Source organism: Arthrobacter sp. B10-11, assembly GCF_033142195.1.
Lineage (GTDB): Bacteria > Actinomycetota > Actinomycetes > Actinomycetales > Micrococcaceae > Arthrobacter > Arthrobacter oryzae_C.
This window is the reverse complement of sequence record NZ_JAWMTH010000003.1, coordinates 413,486-429,086: the sequence shown is the minus strand read 5'-3', so window position 1 is coordinate 429,086 and position 15,601 is coordinate 413,486. Positions and strand designations below refer to the sequence as shown.

Annotated in this window: 12 protein-coding genes; 4 read left to right on the top strand and 8 right to left on the bottom strand. The window is 66.1% G+C overall.

What is annotated here, in order from left to right; translation table 11 throughout:
- Window positions 1-33: 33 nt before the first annotated feature.
- Entirely contained in the window at window positions 34-2,427 is a 2,394-nt protein-coding gene (locus RW112_RS11880; RefSeq protein WP_305941215.1) for a RelA/SpoT family protein, read from the top strand.
- A gap of 35 nt (window positions 2,428-2,462) precedes the next feature.
- Here the strand turns inward: RW112_RS11880 and RW112_RS11875 are convergent, their stop codons facing one another.
- The 3 genes from RW112_RS11875 to RW112_RS11865 form a co-directional block, all read right to left on the bottom strand.
- The gene (locus RW112_RS11875) at window positions 2,463-3,038 is read right to left on the bottom strand and encodes a type IV toxin-antitoxin system AbiEi family antitoxin (RefSeq protein WP_305941214.1); all 576 of its coding nucleotides are present in this window, start codon (window positions 3,036-3,038) and stop codon (window positions 2,463-2,465) included.
- 93 nt (window positions 3,039-3,131) lie between these two features.
- Window positions 3,132-4,781, bottom strand: a complete 1,650-nt coding sequence (locus tag RW112_RS11870; RefSeq protein WP_317781935.1) for a DUF349 domain-containing protein — start codon at window positions 4,779-4,781, stop codon at window positions 3,132-3,134.
- A gap of 61 nt (window positions 4,782-4,842) precedes the next feature.
- The gene (locus tag RW112_RS11865; protein WP_305941212.1) at window positions 4,843-5,643 is read right to left on the bottom strand and encodes a peptidylprolyl isomerase; all 801 of its coding nucleotides are present in this window, start codon (window positions 5,641-5,643) and stop codon (window positions 4,843-4,845) included.
- A 254-nt stretch (window positions 5,644-5,897) separates the two neighbouring features.
- On the opposite strand from RW112_RS11865, the gene hisS reads away from it, so the two are divergent.
- Window positions 5,898-7,241, top strand: a complete 1,344-nt coding sequence (hisS, locus tag RW112_RS11860) for a histidine--tRNA ligase (RefSeq protein ID WP_317781934.1) — start codon at window positions 5,898-5,900, stop codon at window positions 7,239-7,241.
- A 23-nt stretch (window positions 7,242-7,264) separates the two neighbouring features.
- Here hisS and RW112_RS11855 read toward each other — a convergent pair whose 3' ends face one another.
- Complete coding sequence (locus RW112_RS11855) at window positions 7,265-8,521, bottom strand: APC family permease (RefSeq protein WP_317781933.1); 1,257 nt, start codon at window positions 8,519-8,521, stop codon at window positions 7,265-7,267.
- A 109-nt stretch (window positions 8,522-8,630) separates the two neighbouring features.
- On the opposite strand from RW112_RS11855, the gene aspS reads away from it, so the two are divergent.
- Both aspS and RW112_RS11845 read left to right on the top strand, forming a co-directional pair.
- Window positions 8,631-10,436, top strand: a complete 1,806-nt coding sequence (gene aspS, locus RW112_RS11850; RefSeq protein ID WP_305941209.1) for an aspartate--tRNA ligase — start codon at window positions 8,631-8,633, stop codon at window positions 10,434-10,436.
- Window positions 10,437-10,512: 76 nt separating this feature from the next.
- Window positions 10,513-11,328 carry a GNAT family N-acetyltransferase gene (locus RW112_RS11845; protein WP_317781932.1) on the top strand — a complete coding sequence of 272 codons (816 nt, stop codon included), beginning with the start codon at window positions 10,513-10,515 and terminating at the stop codon, window positions 11,326-11,328.
- A gap of 15 nt (window positions 11,329-11,343) precedes the next feature.
- Here RW112_RS11845 and RW112_RS11840 read toward each other — a convergent pair whose 3' ends face one another.
- Genes RW112_RS11840 through RW112_RS11825 form a run of 4 tightly spaced genes read right to left on the bottom strand, consistent with a single transcriptional unit; the run spans window position 11,344 to window position 15,531 of the window.
- Entirely contained in the window at window positions 11,344-12,708 is a 1,365-nt protein-coding gene (locus RW112_RS11840; protein WP_317781931.1) for an MFS transporter, read from the bottom strand.
- A gap of 10 nt (window positions 12,709-12,718) precedes the next feature.
- A complete protein-coding gene (locus RW112_RS11835) occupies window positions 12,719-13,048 on the bottom strand; it encodes a Dabb family protein (RefSeq protein WP_317781930.1) in 330 nt (109 codons plus the stop codon).
- Window position 13,049: 1 nt separating this feature from the next.
- Complete coding sequence (locus RW112_RS11830; protein WP_317781929.1) at window positions 13,050-14,726, bottom strand: FAD-dependent oxidoreductase; 1,677 nt, start codon at window positions 14,724-14,726, stop codon at window positions 13,050-13,052.
- Between the two features lie 43 nt (window positions 14,727-14,769).
- Window positions 14,770-15,531: an SDR family NAD(P)-dependent oxidoreductase gene (locus RW112_RS11825; RefSeq protein WP_317781928.1), complete on the bottom strand. Its 762-nt coding sequence runs from the start codon at window positions 15,529-15,531 to the stop codon at window positions 14,770-14,772.
- Between the last annotated feature and the right edge of the window lie 70 nt (window positions 15,532-15,601).

Here is a 15,601-nt window from a genome sequence, read left to right as displayed (position 1 = left end):
TGGGATAATTAACGGGTCGTGAGGGGTGCTTCATTGGAAGAACGTTCGACGTCGGCGCCAACGGCCGACGGTGGGGAAGGTCCGGGCCAGGGTCCGCAGACCGGCTTGGTCGCGTCCGGACGCCCGGATGCAGGCGTGCCGGTTGACAGTTCCGGGTTCCGGCCTACTTTTCCCGGACGCCGCGAACGCACCAGGTCCAGGCTGGCCCGGCTGACCGGGCGCGGAACGGCCACGTATTCCCCGATCCTTGAACCGCTGCTCCGCACGGTCCGGGCGAACAACCCCAAAGAGGATTTCGACCTCATCCAGCGGGCTTTCGTGGTGGCGGAACAGAGCCACCGGGGACAGAAACGCAAGAGCGGCGACCCGTACATCACGCATCCCGTTGCAGTGGCCACCATCCTGGCGGAGTTGGGGTTGAGCGGCACCACGCTGGCGGCGGCGCTCCTGCACGACACCGTTGAAGATACGCCTTACACGCTGGCCGACCTCAAGAGGGACTTCGGCCCCGAGGTTGCCATGCTCGTGGACGGCGTCACCAAGCTGGACAAGGTGAGCTTCGGCGAAGCGGCGCAGTCCGAAACGGTCCGCAAGATGGTCGTTGCGATGGCCAAGGACATCCGCGTGCTGATGATCAAGCTGGCCGACCGGTTGCACAATGCCCGCACGTGGCGCTTCGTTTCGGCAGAGTCCTCGGCCCGCAAAGCCCGGGAAACGCTGGAAATCTTCGCTCCGCTGGCGCACCGGCTCGGCATGAACACCATCAAGTGGGAGCTCGAGGACCTGTCCTTCGCGGCGCTGTACCCGAAGGTGTACGAAGAGATCGTGCGCATGGTGGGGGACCGGACCCCGGAGCGTGAAAAAAGCCTGAGTGTTATCCGGAACCAGATCACCGAAGATCTCCGGACGGCGAAGATCAAGGCCACCATCACGGGCCGGCCCAAGCATTACTACTCGATCTACCAGAAGATGATCGTCCGCGACAAGGACTTCGACGACATCAACGACCTCATGGGCGTCCGGGTCCTGGTGGACTCCGTCCGTGACTGTTATGCGGCCCTTGGCACGCTGCATTCGCGCTGGAACCCGCTTCCGGGGCGCTTCAAGGACTACATCGCCATGCCCAAGTTCAACATGTACCAGTCCCTGCACACCACGGTGATCGGGCCTGGCGGCAAGCCGGTGGAGATCCAGATCCGGACCCACGAGATGCACCGCCGGGCCGAGTACGGTGTGGCGGCGCACTGGAAGTACAAGGACCAGCCCAACCGGACGGCCGCAGGTCCCGGAAGCCCCCGTGACGGCGACATGGGCTGGCTGCGGTCACTGGTCGACTGGCAGCAGGAAACGTCCGATCCCGGCGAATTCCTGGATTCCCTGCGCTTCGAAATCAACGCCCGCGAGGTGTTCGTGTTCACGCCCAAGGGCGAGGTCATGGCCCTCCCGGCGGGATCGACGCCGGTGGACTTCGCCTATGCCGTCCACACCGAAGTGGGCCACCGGACCATCGGCGCCAGGGTCAACGGAAAGCTCGTCCCACTCAACAGCGAACTGAACCACGGCGACTGGGTGGAGATCTTCACCTCCAAGGCCGAGGGTGCCGGCCCCAGCCAGGACTGGCAGCACTTCGTCAAAAGTGCCCGCGCCCGCAACAAGATCAGGCAGTGGTTCAGCAAGGAACGCCGTGAAGAGGCAATCGACCGCGGCAAGGAACTGCTGACGAAGGCCATGCGCAAGCAGAACCTTCCCCTGCAGCGGCTGATGACCCACGACGCCCTGGCAGAGGTTGCGGAGCACTTCAAGTACGTGGACATCTCCGGCCTCTACGCCGGAGTGGGCGACGGGCACACGTCGGCCCAGTCGGTCATGGAACGGCTTGTTGAAACCCTCGGAGGCAATGAGGGGCCCGAGGATGACCTGACCGAGGTCAGCATCCCCACACAGGTCAGCAAGACGAAGTATTCCGACTCCGGCGTGATCGTCCGCGGCGTGGGTGACGTGTGGGTGAAACTTGCACGCTGCTGCACGCCGGTACCGCCGGATCCCATCCTGGGGTTTGTCACGAGGGGCTCCGGTGTATCAGTGCACCGGACGGACTGCACCAACGTCTCAGACCTGAAGGACCAGCCGGACCGCATCGTGGAGGTGGACTGGGCGCCTACCCAGTCCAGCGTTTTCCTCGTGGAGATCCAGGTGGAGGCGCTGGACCGGAAGTCGCTGCTCTCCGACGTCACCAGGATCCTCTCCGAGAACCACGTCAACATCCTGGCTGCCAGTGTTCACACGTCGACTGACCGTGTGGCCATCTCCAAGTTCGCGTTCGAGATGGGCGATCCGAAGTACCTGAGCCACGTGCTCAGCGCCGTGCGGCGCATCGACGGAGTATTCGACGTTTACCGCACCACCGGCAACCGGCGGCGCAGCTGAGTCCAGGGCGGTCACCGCGCCGCACCCGGGCCGGGTCAGCCAGGTTCAAGCTTCAGGGCGGAGAGTATTTCCAGGGCCGCCTTCTTGTGCGGCACCCGGGGAGTGGCTTCGACCGCTAGCATCAGCAGCCGCAGCCTGACATCCAGCTCAGGGCTCGCCAGCATTTTCCGCAGTGCCGGCAGGGCGCGCTCGGCGTCCACGTGGAGGGCGATGTCCAACGCTGTCCGCAGCGGGCTGGACACCATCAGGCCGCCCAGGCTGACGACGTCGAACGGTCCGAGCCTGACCTCGTGGAGGGTGCACCCGCGGGTCGACCGCAGGCTCGAGACACGGCGTGTGGCGTCCACGAGGAGCGCCAGCCGGTCCGGTTCCCCGGCGCAGCCGTAGATCCATGCCGCAGTCATGCGTCCGGCAACAACACGCTGCCGGATGGCCGGCGGGACTGCGAACGACGCCGCACGCGCCCGCAGCTGCGGAGTGGCGGCCGTCCCGGGGAGCACGTACCCGCGCTGATACAGCTGGTTGAGGATGCCGTCTGCGGCCATTGCCTGCAGTTCCGGCCATGAGAAGACACGGCCGGGGGAATAGATTTCCGGAGAAGGGGTAGCCATCCAGCCATCCTTTCCTGCCGCCCGAAACGCGTACAGGCCCCCTTCCGGTTATGTGGATAACCGGAAGAGGGCCCGTACGTGGCGCGAGCGTGCTTAGGAAAGTTCGCTGGCCGAGCGTGAGATCTGGTCGAGCCACGCCTGGCGGGCTTCGAGGGCTTCCTGGGCGGCCTTGATCTTGCGCTGGTCGCCCGCTTTCTCCGCCTTGGCGAGGTCTTCCTTCAGCCCCGCGATGGCGGCTTCCAGCTGCGACAGGGCGCTGTTGGTCCGCGCCTTGGTCTCGGGGTTGGACCGCTTCCAGTTTTCGTCCTCGGCATGGCGGACGGCGTCCTCCACCTTCCGGAGCCCTGCTTCGATCCGGCCCATGTCCGCACGGGGAACCTTGCCGGCTTCTTCCCAGCGGTCACGGATGGACTGGAGTGCCTTCTTCGCGGCGGCCAGGTCCTTGATGGGCAGCAGTGCGTTGGCCTCGACCAGGAGGGCTTCCTTGACGGTCAGGTTGGCGCCATATTCCTGGTCGATCTCGTCGTTGGCTGCCTGGCGCGAGGTGAAGAAGACGTCCTGGGCGGCACGGAAGCGGGCCCACAGTGCGTCGTCGTCCTTGCGGCTGGCCCGCGGTGAGGCCTTCCACTCGTCCATCAGGCGGCGGTATTCGCCCGCGGCGAAGCCCCAGTCGGTGGAGGAGGACAGCGCTTCAGCTTCAGCGATCAGCTTTTCCTTCACAGCCTTGGCTGCCGAGTTGTTGCTGTCCAGCTGCGAGAAGTACGCGCGGCGGTGGCGGTCAAAGACAGTCCGCGCTGCCCTGAACCGCTTCCAGAGGGCGTCCTCGTTGCTGCGTCCCAGGCGCACGCCGTTCTTCTGCGCAGCCTTCCAGGTTTCGAAGAGCTCGTTCATGCGGGCACTGGAAGTCTTCCACTGGATCTGCGCAGGATCGTGGCCGGAGATTTCTTCTGCTTCCGCAACGATTGCTTCGCGGGCAGCCAGCTCGGCGGCGCGGACGGCGTCGTGTTCGGCCTTTTCCGCCTTTTCGAGTTCCGCGATCTGGGTGGACAGCGTGTCGAGGCGGGCTTCGGCCGCGCGGATATCTCCCACCATGTTCCGTTCCGCCAGCTGCTCGCGCAGGTGGGTTACGGTCTTCTGCATGTCGGTGGTCGGGGCCTTGGAGCCCACGCGCTGTTCCAGGAGGACAATCTGGGCCACGACGTCGTCGTACTTCCGGGCGAAATAGCCGAGTGCTTCCTCGTCGCTCACGTCCGGGTACTGACCCACGGGGTGTTCCTCGCCGTCGATGGTCAGGAAGACGTGGCCGTCGCCTTCAACCCGGCCCCAGCGTGCGGCCTCGGCCAGTGAGGCAGCAGAGGAGACAGAAGCGGGGGCGGGAACTGCAGGAGAGGACGCAGCCTTCGGCCGGGCAGCAAAGGCGGCCGGTGAAGGGGCCGGGCGCGCTGCCGGCCGCGGGGCGGGTGCCGGGGCGGCGGGAGCCTCCTCGGCGGGCTGCTCAGCGGGAGCCTCCTCGGCGGGCTGCTCAGCGGGAGTCTCCTCGGCGGCAGGTGCCTCCTCCGTGGCCGGAGCGTCGGATTCAGGCTCCGTTGCGGAAGATTCGGGCGTTGCTGACTGCGTTTCCGCCGCGGCCTCGGGAGCTGCGTCGTTGCCGGCCGCCTGCGCGTCGTCAACCACCTGAACCCCGGTCTCGGCTTCTTCGGAGGCTGCTGTTACTGTTTCGTCGGATTTCTGACTGTCTGTCACCGCTAAAAGTCTTTCGCTTGGAGGGAAATACCTGCACCCGCAGCGTGGAGGCCGGGGCTGGTTACTTCAGAGAGAACGAGTCTATCGTGACTGGTTCCACAGGAGCGCCGTCTGTTGCGCTTCCGCCCGCTTTAATACCGCCGTCGGCGATCTTTGCCACCACATCGAGGCCGGAGGTCACCTTGCCCACCACCGTGTACCCGCCGGCCGCATCGGACGGAATGACCGTGTCCTTGTAAACGATGAAGAACTGGGTGCCGTTCCCGTAGGCGTTGCCGCTGGTACGGGCCACTGCGATGGTCCCGGCCGGATAGGCGTTGTCTGCCGGCGTGTTCTCCAACGGACCCCACGTGTACGCGGGGTCACCCTGCCCGTCTCCGGTTTTTGAACCGCACTGCAGGACGCCGAACGTTTCGCCGGTCGTCAGCCGGTGGCAGCTGATCCCGTTGAAGTAGTTTTCGTCGGCAAGCGATTTGAAGACTGCGGCTGCCTGCGGCGCCTTGGTCCCGTCAAGTTCGACGCCGAGGGCACCGCTGTTGAGCTTAAGCTCGCCGCTGAAGACCTTGCCCGCCGCAGTCTCCGGGCTGGGAATGTTGGCGGCATTCGTGGCCGGAGCCGTCGGAGTGGCTGACGGGCTGGTCAGGCCGGCCTGTGCCGCGGCGTATTCGTCTTCCGTCGGATTGCTCGAGAAGACAGTCAGTTGGAGGACGACGGCGAGAACCAGCGCTGCGGCGCCCGCACCGGCTGCGACCACGTTGTCGCGCTTCCGGCGCTTCTCCTGCTGCCGCCGCAGCTCGCGCTTTGCTTCCATTTGCAGGATGCGCCGCTTTGCTTCGCGGGCGCTCCGTGAACTGGCCGCCAAAAGTCCTCCTGGTTGTCGGGCCGCACCCCCGAACGGGCCAGGGGCGACGTCCGGTGTCCGGCAACAAGCGGCAGGCGATGTTCCCGGCCGCCCCATTAGAGTTGCGGGCGCCGAAAGCATAAACTGACTGCCGCACATAGTTTATGCATGACTGGCTGGACTCCCGCCCTTACCCGCCGCTTTTGATCACATGGCGGAACCGGAATACCGGGCAGCGGACTCCAGCCTTCTGTTACCTGAGGAGAAAATCCACCATGGCACGCACCGCCTCCCTGTCCGGATTCCCCGAGTGGCTTCCCGAGGAGCGGCTGGTGGAGCTGCATGTGCTGGACACGCTTCGGCGCGTCTTTGAGCTGCATGGCTTCTCCTCGATCGAGACCCGTGCAGTGGAAACGGTGGGCCAGCTCCTCCGTAAGGGTGAGATCGACAAAGAGGTCTATGGCCTCAGCCGGCTGCAGGAGGACGAAGAAGAATCCCGGGCCGCCAAGGGCGAGCACCACTCCCTGGCCCTGCACTTCGACCTGACAGTCCCGTTCGCCCGTTACGTCGTGGAAAACGCCGGCTACCTGTCGTTTCCTTTCCGCCGATACCAGATCCAGAAGGTGTGGCGCGGTGAGCGTCCCCAGGAGGGCCGTGCGCGTGAATTCACCCAGGCGGACATTGACATCGTGGGCGACGGCGAGCTGCCGTTCCGCTACGACGTCGAAATCGCGCTGGTGATCGCCGAAGCACTGAGCGCCCTCCCCATCCCGGACTTCCGCCTCCGCATCAACAACCGCAAACTGGCCGAGGGCTTCTACCGCGGTATCGGCCTGACGGATACCGCAGGAGTCCTGCGAAGCATCGACAAACTCGAGAAAATTGGTCCCGCCAAGGTGGCCGAGCTGCTGAAAACCGAGCTGGGAGCCTCGGAGGACCAGGCGCAGGCGGCCTTGAGCCTGGCCGGCATCCGTACCGAGGACACGTCCTTCGTTGACAAGGTCCTTGCCCTGGGCGTCAAGGACGAACTGCTGGAGGAAGGCCTGAACGAGCTGGAACAGGTCATCGCCGCAGCGGCGGAGCGTGCGCCCGGCAAAGTGGTGGCGGACCTCAGCATCGCCCGCGGCCTCGACTACTACACGGGAACCGTGGTGGAAACCGTCCTGGTGGGCCATGAGCAGCTGGGCTCCATCTGCTCCGGCGGCCGCTACGACGCGCTGGCCAGCAAGGGAAACCGGAAATTCCCGGGCGTCGGCCTGTCCATCGGAGTGACACGCCTCGTCTCCAGGATCCTGAGCCAGGAACTGGCGCAGGCCACCCGTGCAGTGCCCACTGCAGTGCTCGTCGCCCTGACCAACGACGACAGCTGGGGCGCGGCGCAGGACGTCGCCGCCCAGCTCCGCAGCCGCGGAATCTCCACCGAGGTGGCCGCCAAAGCGGACAAATTCGGCAAGCAGATCAAGTTTGCCGACCGCCGGGGCATCCCGTTTGTCTGGTTCACGGACGACGACGGCAGGCACCAGGTCAAGGACATCCGCTCGGGCGAGCAGGCAGACGCCGATCCGGCCAGCTGGACGCCGTCGGACGAGGACCTGCACGTCCGGATCGTGAAGGCCTGAGCGGCCTTAAGAACTGAACATCCTTAGGCCCCAGGCGGCCGCTTCCGGAACCGCAGTGCCAGGAACCGTCCGGCGACGCCGGCGGCCAGGACGGCCGCCATGCCCAACACCGAGCCCAGCGGCAACGTGAAGGCCAGGATGAGGCAGCCGGCGAAGCCCGCAGCGTTGAGCCAGCGGGGTGCGCTTCCCGGACGCTCGGCCAGGGTGAAAGCGGCGGCATTTGTCACCGAGTAGTAGATCAGCACGCCGAAACTGGAAAAGCCCACCACGGTGAGGACATCGGTGGTGACGAGCAGGAGCACCACGGCAGCGGCCACCGAGAGTTCGGCGGCGACCGGCACCGTGTGGCGTCCGTGCACGCGGGCCAGGGCAACCGGGAGGTCCCGCTCCCGGGCCATGGCCAGGGCCGTGCGGCCCACTCCGGTGATAAGGGCCAGCAGGGCTCCCAGGCACGCGGCGGCTGCTCCGGCCTGGACAAAAGGGCCGCCCGCGCTGAAGCCTGAGAGGGCCACGGCGTCCAGCAGGGGTGACAGTGAGTCAGCCAGCCGTCCGGGGGACAGGTGCCAGAGCAGCAGCGCGGCGAGTCCCAGGTAGATCACGAAAGCGGCGGCCAGCGCGGCCAGTATTGCCCGCGGAATGGTGCGGGAGGGATCTTTGACCTCTTCGCCCAGCGTGGCGATCCGTGCGTAGCCGGCAAAGGCGAAGAACATCAGCCCGGCGGCCGGGAGGATGCCCCAGGCATTGCCGGGGCTTTGCGCCGAGGCAAGCGGATCCGGGTGGGGTCCGGTCAGGCCCGCGGCCGCAACGAAGACGAGGGTGGCCAGGACTAGGCCGAGCAGGATCCTGGTCAACAGCGCGGTGCGGGTAATGCCCATGAGGTTGACCGCCGTGAGCACGGCGACGGCGGCGACAGCCAGGGGCGTGGCATAGTCCGGTGCTACATAGTGTCCGAAAGTCAGGGCCATGGCCGCGCACGATGCAGTCTTTCCGGTGACAAAACCCCAGCCGGCAATGAAGCCCGGCCATTCGCCCAGCTGCTTGCGGCCGTAGACATAGGTCCCGCCGCTTGCCGGGTATTTGGCGGCGAGCTGGGCGGACGCAACGGCATTGCAGTAGGCGATCGCACCGGCGATCAGCACAGAGACGATCATGAGCCGGCCGGCCAGTGCGGTGGCGGGGGAGAAGACGACGAATACACCGGCGCCGAGCATGGATCCAAGTCCGATCGCGGTTGCATCGAACACGCCGAGCCGGCGCTGAAGCCGTTGATGGGTCTGCATGGCGGAAGGAAAGCCTCTCCAACGGGTAAACTCGTACGGGACTGTTCCCGTAACGGTCCCATTCAACATCATCTCTGTATTCCTGCTGTCTCCTTCAGAAAGGCGTGCTGTGCTGCGCACACATGACCTCGGATCCCTTCGCTCCGAGCACATTGGACAAACCGTAACCCTGGCCGGCTGGGTGGGCCGGCGTCGTGATCACGGTGGTGTGGCATTCGTTGACCTTCGCGACGCCTCAGGCGTCTCCCAGGTGGTAGTCCGCGAAGAAGAGGTTTTCCACGGACTCCGCAATGAGTACGTGCTGCAGGTTATCGGTACGGTTTCGCAGCGCCCGGAGGGCAACGAAAACCCGGCGCTGGCCACCGGCCAGATCGAGGTTATCGCCGAGAAGGTGACCATCCTCAACACCTCCGAACCGCTGCCTTTCCAGATCGACGAGCACGTCGAGGTGGGCGAGGAAGCACGGCTCAAGCACCGTTACCTCGACCTGCGCCGCCCGGGCCCCGCCCGGAACATGCGCCTGCGCTCCGAGGCCAACCGCGTGGCGCGCGAGCTGCTCCACCGGGACGGTTTCGTTGAGATCGAGACCCCCACGCTGACGCGGTCGACGCCGGAAGGCGCCCGTGACTTTGTCGTTCCCGCACGCCTCGCGCCGGGTTCCTGGTACGCCCTGCCGCAGTCCCCGCAGCTTTTCAAGCAGCTCCTGCAGGTGGGCGGCTTCGAAAAGTACTACCAGATCGCGCGCTGCTACCGCGACGAGGACTTCCGCGCCGACCGCCAGCCGGAATTCACCCAGCTGGACATCGAAGCGAGCTTCGTGGAGCAGGACGACATCATTTCGCTCGGCGAAAACATCGTCAAAGCCCTGTGGCAGCTGATCGACGTCGAAATCCCGACGCCCATCCAGCGCATCACCTACGCCGACGCCATGGCCCGCTACGGCTCTGACAAGCCGGACCTCCGCTTCGGCCAGGAGCTGACCGAACTCACCGAATTCTTCAAGGACACCAACTTCGGCGTCTTCAAGGCACCCTACGTCGGTGCCGTGGTCATGCCCGGCGGCGCCTCGCAGGCACGCCGTGCCCTGGACGCCTGGCAGGAATGGGCCAAGCAGCGCGGCGCCAAGGGCCTTGCCTATGTCCTCTTCAAGGAAGACGGCGAACTGGCCGGTCCCGTGGCCAAGAACCTCACCGAAACCGAGCGTGCCGGCCTGGCCGACGCCGTCGGTGCCAAGCCCGGGGACTGCATCTTCTTCGCCGCCGGCGAGAAGACACCCTCCCGTGCACTGCTCGGTGCGGCCCGCGTTGAAATCGGCCACCGCACCGGCCTGATCAACCCCGCTGACTGGGCGTTCTGCTGGGTGGTGGATGCACCGATGTTCGAGCCGGCCGCCGCCGCAGTGGCCTCTGGCGACGTGGCAGTCGGTGCCGGCAAGTGGACGGCCGTCCACCACGCCTTCACTTCGCCCAAGCCGGAGTTCATGGATTCATTCGACCAGGACCCCGAGTCCGCGCTGTCCTACGCCTACGACATTGTCTGCAACGGCAACGAAATCGGCGGCGGCTCCATCCGTATCCACGAACGTGACGTCCAGGAGCGGGTCTTCGAGCTCATGGGCCTGGACAAGGCCGATGCCGAGACGAAGTTCGGCTTCCTCCTGGAAGGCTTCAAGTTCGGCGCTCCGCCGCACGGCGGCATCGCCTTCGGGTGGGACCGCGTTGTGGCACTGCTGGCCGGCGTGGAGTCGATTCGCGACGTCATCGCCTTCCCGAAGTCCGGCGGCGGCTACGACCCGCTGACCCAGGCTCCGGCGCCGATTACCGCGCAGCAGCGCAAGGAGGCCGGCGTCGACTTCAAGCCGGAGGCCAAGAAGACAACGGCTGTACCTCAAAACCCCGAGGACGCAGCAAAGTAGCGTGAACTGCCAGCCAAGGCTCTCCGGGAAACCGGGGAGCCTTGGCTTTCCCACAAACAAATCAGTGAGGAGTCCCATGGAACGGCAGGCCATGCCCGCCCTGGCGGCACTGCCCTCCCTGGAAACGCTGATGGATGCTGCCTGGCCCAGCCCTGACCGGGAGGAGGCCAGCGGCTGGGTGCTGCGCGCCTCGGACGGCGTCACCCAGCGGGCCAACTCGATCTGGCCGCGCTCGGAACCTGACGGCACAAACCACAGCCGGCTGGCTTCGCTCCGGGAAGCCCGGGCCTGGTACCGCAGCCGCCGGCTCCCTGTGATCTTCCAGGTCTTTGACGACCCCCGCAGTGCCGCGCTGAACGCTGTCCTCGACGAGGAAGGCTTCACCCGGCAGTCCGAAACCCTGGTCCTGGTGCGGGACGCCGGCGGGGCGTCCGCGTCCCGGGACACCGCACCCCGGGACACCGGCGTCGAGCTTTCCGCTGAGCCGTCGGATGAGTGGCTGCGGCTCTGGTGGAGTGTGGACGGCCGCGGCGGCGACGATTCCCTCGCGACCGCCCGCAGCATCCTCCGGGGCTGTCAGTCGCTGTACGCACTGGTGTGCGACGACGACGGCGTTCCCGCCGCCGTCGGACGCCTTGCCCTCCCTTCCGGCGGGGCGGGCGGCTTGTACTGCATGGCAACCCACCGCGAAAACCGGCGCCACGGCTACGCAACCCGGGTTCTCCAGTCCTTGCTGCGTGAAGGCGACGCCCGGGGCCTCGGGAGCTACTGGCTGCTGGTGACGGCGGCCAATGCCGGCGCCCGGGAGCTGTACTCAAAGGCCGGGTTCACGGAAGCCGGCCGCTACTATTACCGCCAGGAGCGGCCCAAGCGCCACCTGACCGGCTGCTAAGAACCTTCAAGGTATTCAAGCGTTGTGCATTTCCCTGCGTTTCGCCGTTCCGGCCAGGTAGGGAGCGCCCAGTTCCTCGATCGGCGTTTTGAACGTCTCGCGTGAGTAGTACACGGAGGCCGCCGCGACGAGCATGCAGACTGTGCCGAACACAGCAACGGGAACCCAGCCGGTGACACCCGGGGTCAGGAGCATGCCGGCGATCATCGGGGCGAAGCCGGCCAGGACCAGTCCCAGCTGGTTTCCCATCGCCATCCCGGTGTAGCGGACCGGGGCGGCGAACTGTTCGGCGAAGAACGACGGCCAGATGCCGTTGAACCCTGAGTACAGCACGGTCATGTTCAGGAACGCCGCCAGGAACACCAGGACGATGTTGCCTGAGGAAAGCGCGAGGAAGTACAGAAAGATTGTGGCGGAGCACCCGAAGGCGGCAGTGAGCAGAAGGGGCCGGCGGCCGATCCGGTCCGAAAGCCGTGCCGCCAGCGGCATGGCAATCATGGACAGCCCGATAGCGACGGCGTTGACGGTCAGGATGGAGGCCCGGTCAAAACCTGCCGTGGACGTGGCGTATGCCAGTCCGAAAACCGTAAAGATGGTTTGCATCACGGACATGATGGACATCCCGACGACGCGCAGCACGTCGGGAGCCTGGAAGCGGAGCACTTCTCCGATGGGCATCGGGGCGACCTGCCGGCTTTCCTGTGCCTCTTCGAAGACGGGTGTTTCGTCCAGGTGCGTACGCACCCAGTAGGCGATGGCCAGCACCACGATGGAGAGCCAGAACGGGATGCGCCAGCCCCAGGTCATCATTGCGTCCCGGGGCAGGGCGGTGACCGGAATGAAGACCAGGGTGGCCAGCACCATGCCGGAAGCGTACCCGGTCATCACGAAGCTGGTGAAGAAGCCGCGCCTGCCCTCCGGCGAGTGCTCGAGCGTGAGGGTGGAGGCGCCCGCCGATTCAGCGCCGGCCGAGAAGCCCTGTGCCAGCCGGCCGGTCACCAGCAGGATGGGCGCCCAGACGCCCACCTGCTCATAGGTGGGCAGGAACCCGATACCCAACGATGCCAGGCCCATGATGCCCAGGGTCAGCAGCAGGATCTTCTTCCGGCCCAGCTTGTCGCCAAAGTGGCCCATGACCAGTCCGCCCACCGGCCGTGCCACGTAGGCGACGCCGAAGGTTGCGAATGCGCCGATCAGGCCGATGGCGGGGTCCGCGGACGGGAAGAAAAGGTGCGGGAACACGAGCGCGGCGGCGGTCCCGTATATGAAGAAGTCGTAGTACTCCAGGGTGCTGCCGAGGAATGACGCCAGGGCGGCCTTGCCGGGCGTCTTGCGTTGGGTCGGTCGTGCTGCGGGATGGGTTGGGGATACGGACTGCATGGGGGTCTCCTTAAGACATCGGTGTCTTAGCGGGAGCCGGCTGGGAAACCTCCAGGTGGAAGTCCACTGAGAGGATCTGCTGGCTGTTGGGGAATGAGTAGGCCTTGAGCGGCTCGTGCAGCGGATGGGTGTTGTACACCGCTATGTCCTCAACCGTTTCAAAGTCCGCCACGATGGCGTAGTCGAAGGAACGCTCCGTGTTGAGCACGTCCTTGCCGTGGCTCAGGCTGAGCATGCCGGGGATGTTCCCGGTCATCCTGTTGAGTCCGGCGATCCATGCCTGCTTGTCGGCGGGCGGGAAATCCGGTTTGAACTTGAAGAGTACGGTGTGGCGGATCATCTCAGGCTCCTACCAGTTCTGATGTGGATTCTGTCTGTTCTGCCGCGCTGTACTCCGCGGACTGGCCGGCGATGGTCCGCCCGGCGAGGTAGCCCATGGTCATGATCGGGCCGAGGGTGGCGCCCGCACCGGGATATCCGGCCGCGTAGGCGTTTTCGGTGGTGTTGCCTACGGCGAACAGGCCCTCGATGGGCTGGTTATCGACGTCGAGCACGCGGGCCAGCCCGTCTGTTGCCACGCCGCCGTTGGTGCCGAACGCGCCGTTGACCACTTCCATGGCGTAGAACGGGCCGGTCTGCAGCGGACCGAGGGACGGGTTCGGGTACATGTTGTCGTCGTCGCCCCAGTACTTGTCGTACGCGCTTTCGCCACGGCCGAAGTCCGGGTCTTCGCCCTTCACGGCGTATTCGTTGAACCGCGCCACCGTTGCGCTGAGGTTTTCCGCGGGAACGTTGATCTTTGCGGCAAGTTCTTCCACTGTCGCCGCCTCGGTCAGGTAGCCGGGGGCGGGCTGGCCGGCGCGGTGGGCCAGGATGCCGTAGCGCTCCATGTAGGCGTGGTCGACGATCACGTGCGCGGGGGTGTTGAGGGTCCGGTTCGCGGCGGAGTCCCAGGACTGCAGGCTCCGGGCGAGGTCGTTGTAGTTTTGCGACTCGTTGGCGAAGCGGCGGCCGTGGCGGTTCACCATGATCGATCCGGGGCCCTGGCGTTCGAAGCGCAGCAGGGTGCCAATGGGCTGCCCGTCGCGGGTGTCGCCGGTGACCGACATCGGGGCCCACCAGGCTTCACGGGTGCCGCGGGTCTGGCCGCCGATCCGCTGGGCCATCCGCAGGCCGTCACCGGTATTCGAGGGCGGCGAGCACATCGTGTAAAGCCGCGACGCGAGCATCGAGTCGGCCAGTGCCTTGTCCCATTCGAAGCCGCCGGTGGCCAGCACCACGCCGTCGTTCGCCTGGAAGACTTGGCCAGACTCGAGTTCGACGCCCGTCACCCGGCTGCCGTCGGTGAGCAGGCGGTGCCCCCGTGCGCCGGTGACAAGTGCTGCTCCGTCACGGACCAGGCTGGCGAGCAGCATGGACACGAGGGCCTGGCCCTTGGCCACAAGCCCGTCGGCATGGCGCCGGTTGAGGTCGTCCCAGGGGAACTTGGTGAAGGCGCCCCAGTTTTCGTATTCCTGCATGGTGAACGGGGCACGGCCGTCGCTGCGCACGTGTTCCTTGAGGTCGCCCAGGGCCTCCCGGCTGTTGAACAGCTCGGGCTCCACCGTGCGGCCGCCTTCCACGGCGCCGGGCAGGTCCTGGCGGTAGTCGGGGAAGTTGTCCAGGAAGATGAAGCCGAGCCCGCACTCTTCCTCGACGAAGCGGAGCATCTGGTCCCCGTAGGTCAGTGCCGCGTCCAGCAGTTCATCGCGGCCGCGTCCCCGGGCCACGGCGCGCACGTACTCTGCGGCCGCTTCCTTGGAATCCACGATACCGGCCTCGCGGGCGTGGTGGTTGTCCGCCACCCACAGCATGCCGCCGGAGACGGCCGAGGTCCCGCCCAGCAGGGCACTTTTCTCGAGGACGACGACGGACTTGCCGGCACGGGCCGCGGTGGCCGCAGCGGTCAGGGCGCCGGCGCCGGAACCGACGATGACGACGTCGTAGTTTTCCGCCGGGGTGCCATTGACGAATTTCATGGGTGTTGCCTTTCAGGAGGAAGAAATGTGGGGCAGGGCCGGGTCAGACGGCGGTGTAGCCGCCGTCGATCACGAGCTCGGAGCCTGTGGTGAAGCGGGATTCGTCGGAGGCCAGGTACAGCACGCCGTAGGCGATCTCGTCCGGCTTACCCTGGCGGGGGAGCGGGTTGGAGCCCACCAGTTGCTTGTAGTAGGCCTCGGCGCCGATGTCTGACTGCTCGGCGGAGCGGCGGCTCATCCGCGTGTCCATGGAGCCGGGGTGGATTGAGTTCACGCGGATGCCGTGGCTTCCGTAGGCCGCGGCGTCGGACTTGCTCAGCAGCCGGACCGCGCCCTTGGTGGCGTGGTACAGCGGCACATTCCGTCCGCCGGTGATGCCGTGGATGGAGGAGAAGTTGACGATGCTGCCGGCGCCCTTTTCGATCATTCCGGGGACCACGTGCTTGGTCATCAGCCAGACGCCCTTGACGTTGACGTTGAAGATCGTGTCGAAGTCCGTGACCGACGCGGTGTGGGAGGCCCCGGCGGGGCCGATAATTCCGGCGGCGTTGACCAGGATGTCCGGAGTGCCCAGTTCGTCCCGGACCCGGCGGATGGCGTTGACGACGCTCTCCTCGCTGGTGACATCGACGTCGTACTCGCTGATGTTTGGGTGGGTCGCACCAGCCGGGATCCCGGCGACGTCAAGGCTGGCAACTTTTGCGCCGTGCTCGGCCAGCAGGGCGGCGGTGGCGCTGCCCAGGTCGCCGCGGCCGCCAGTAACGATTGCGGTCTTGCCGGCCACGCGGTTCGCTGTGGTGTTCATGTGGTGTGCTCCTCGTAGCTCGTGCAGCTTCCTTGCTGCACCTAGCCAGAGTCTCAGGGGTGGTGTGACT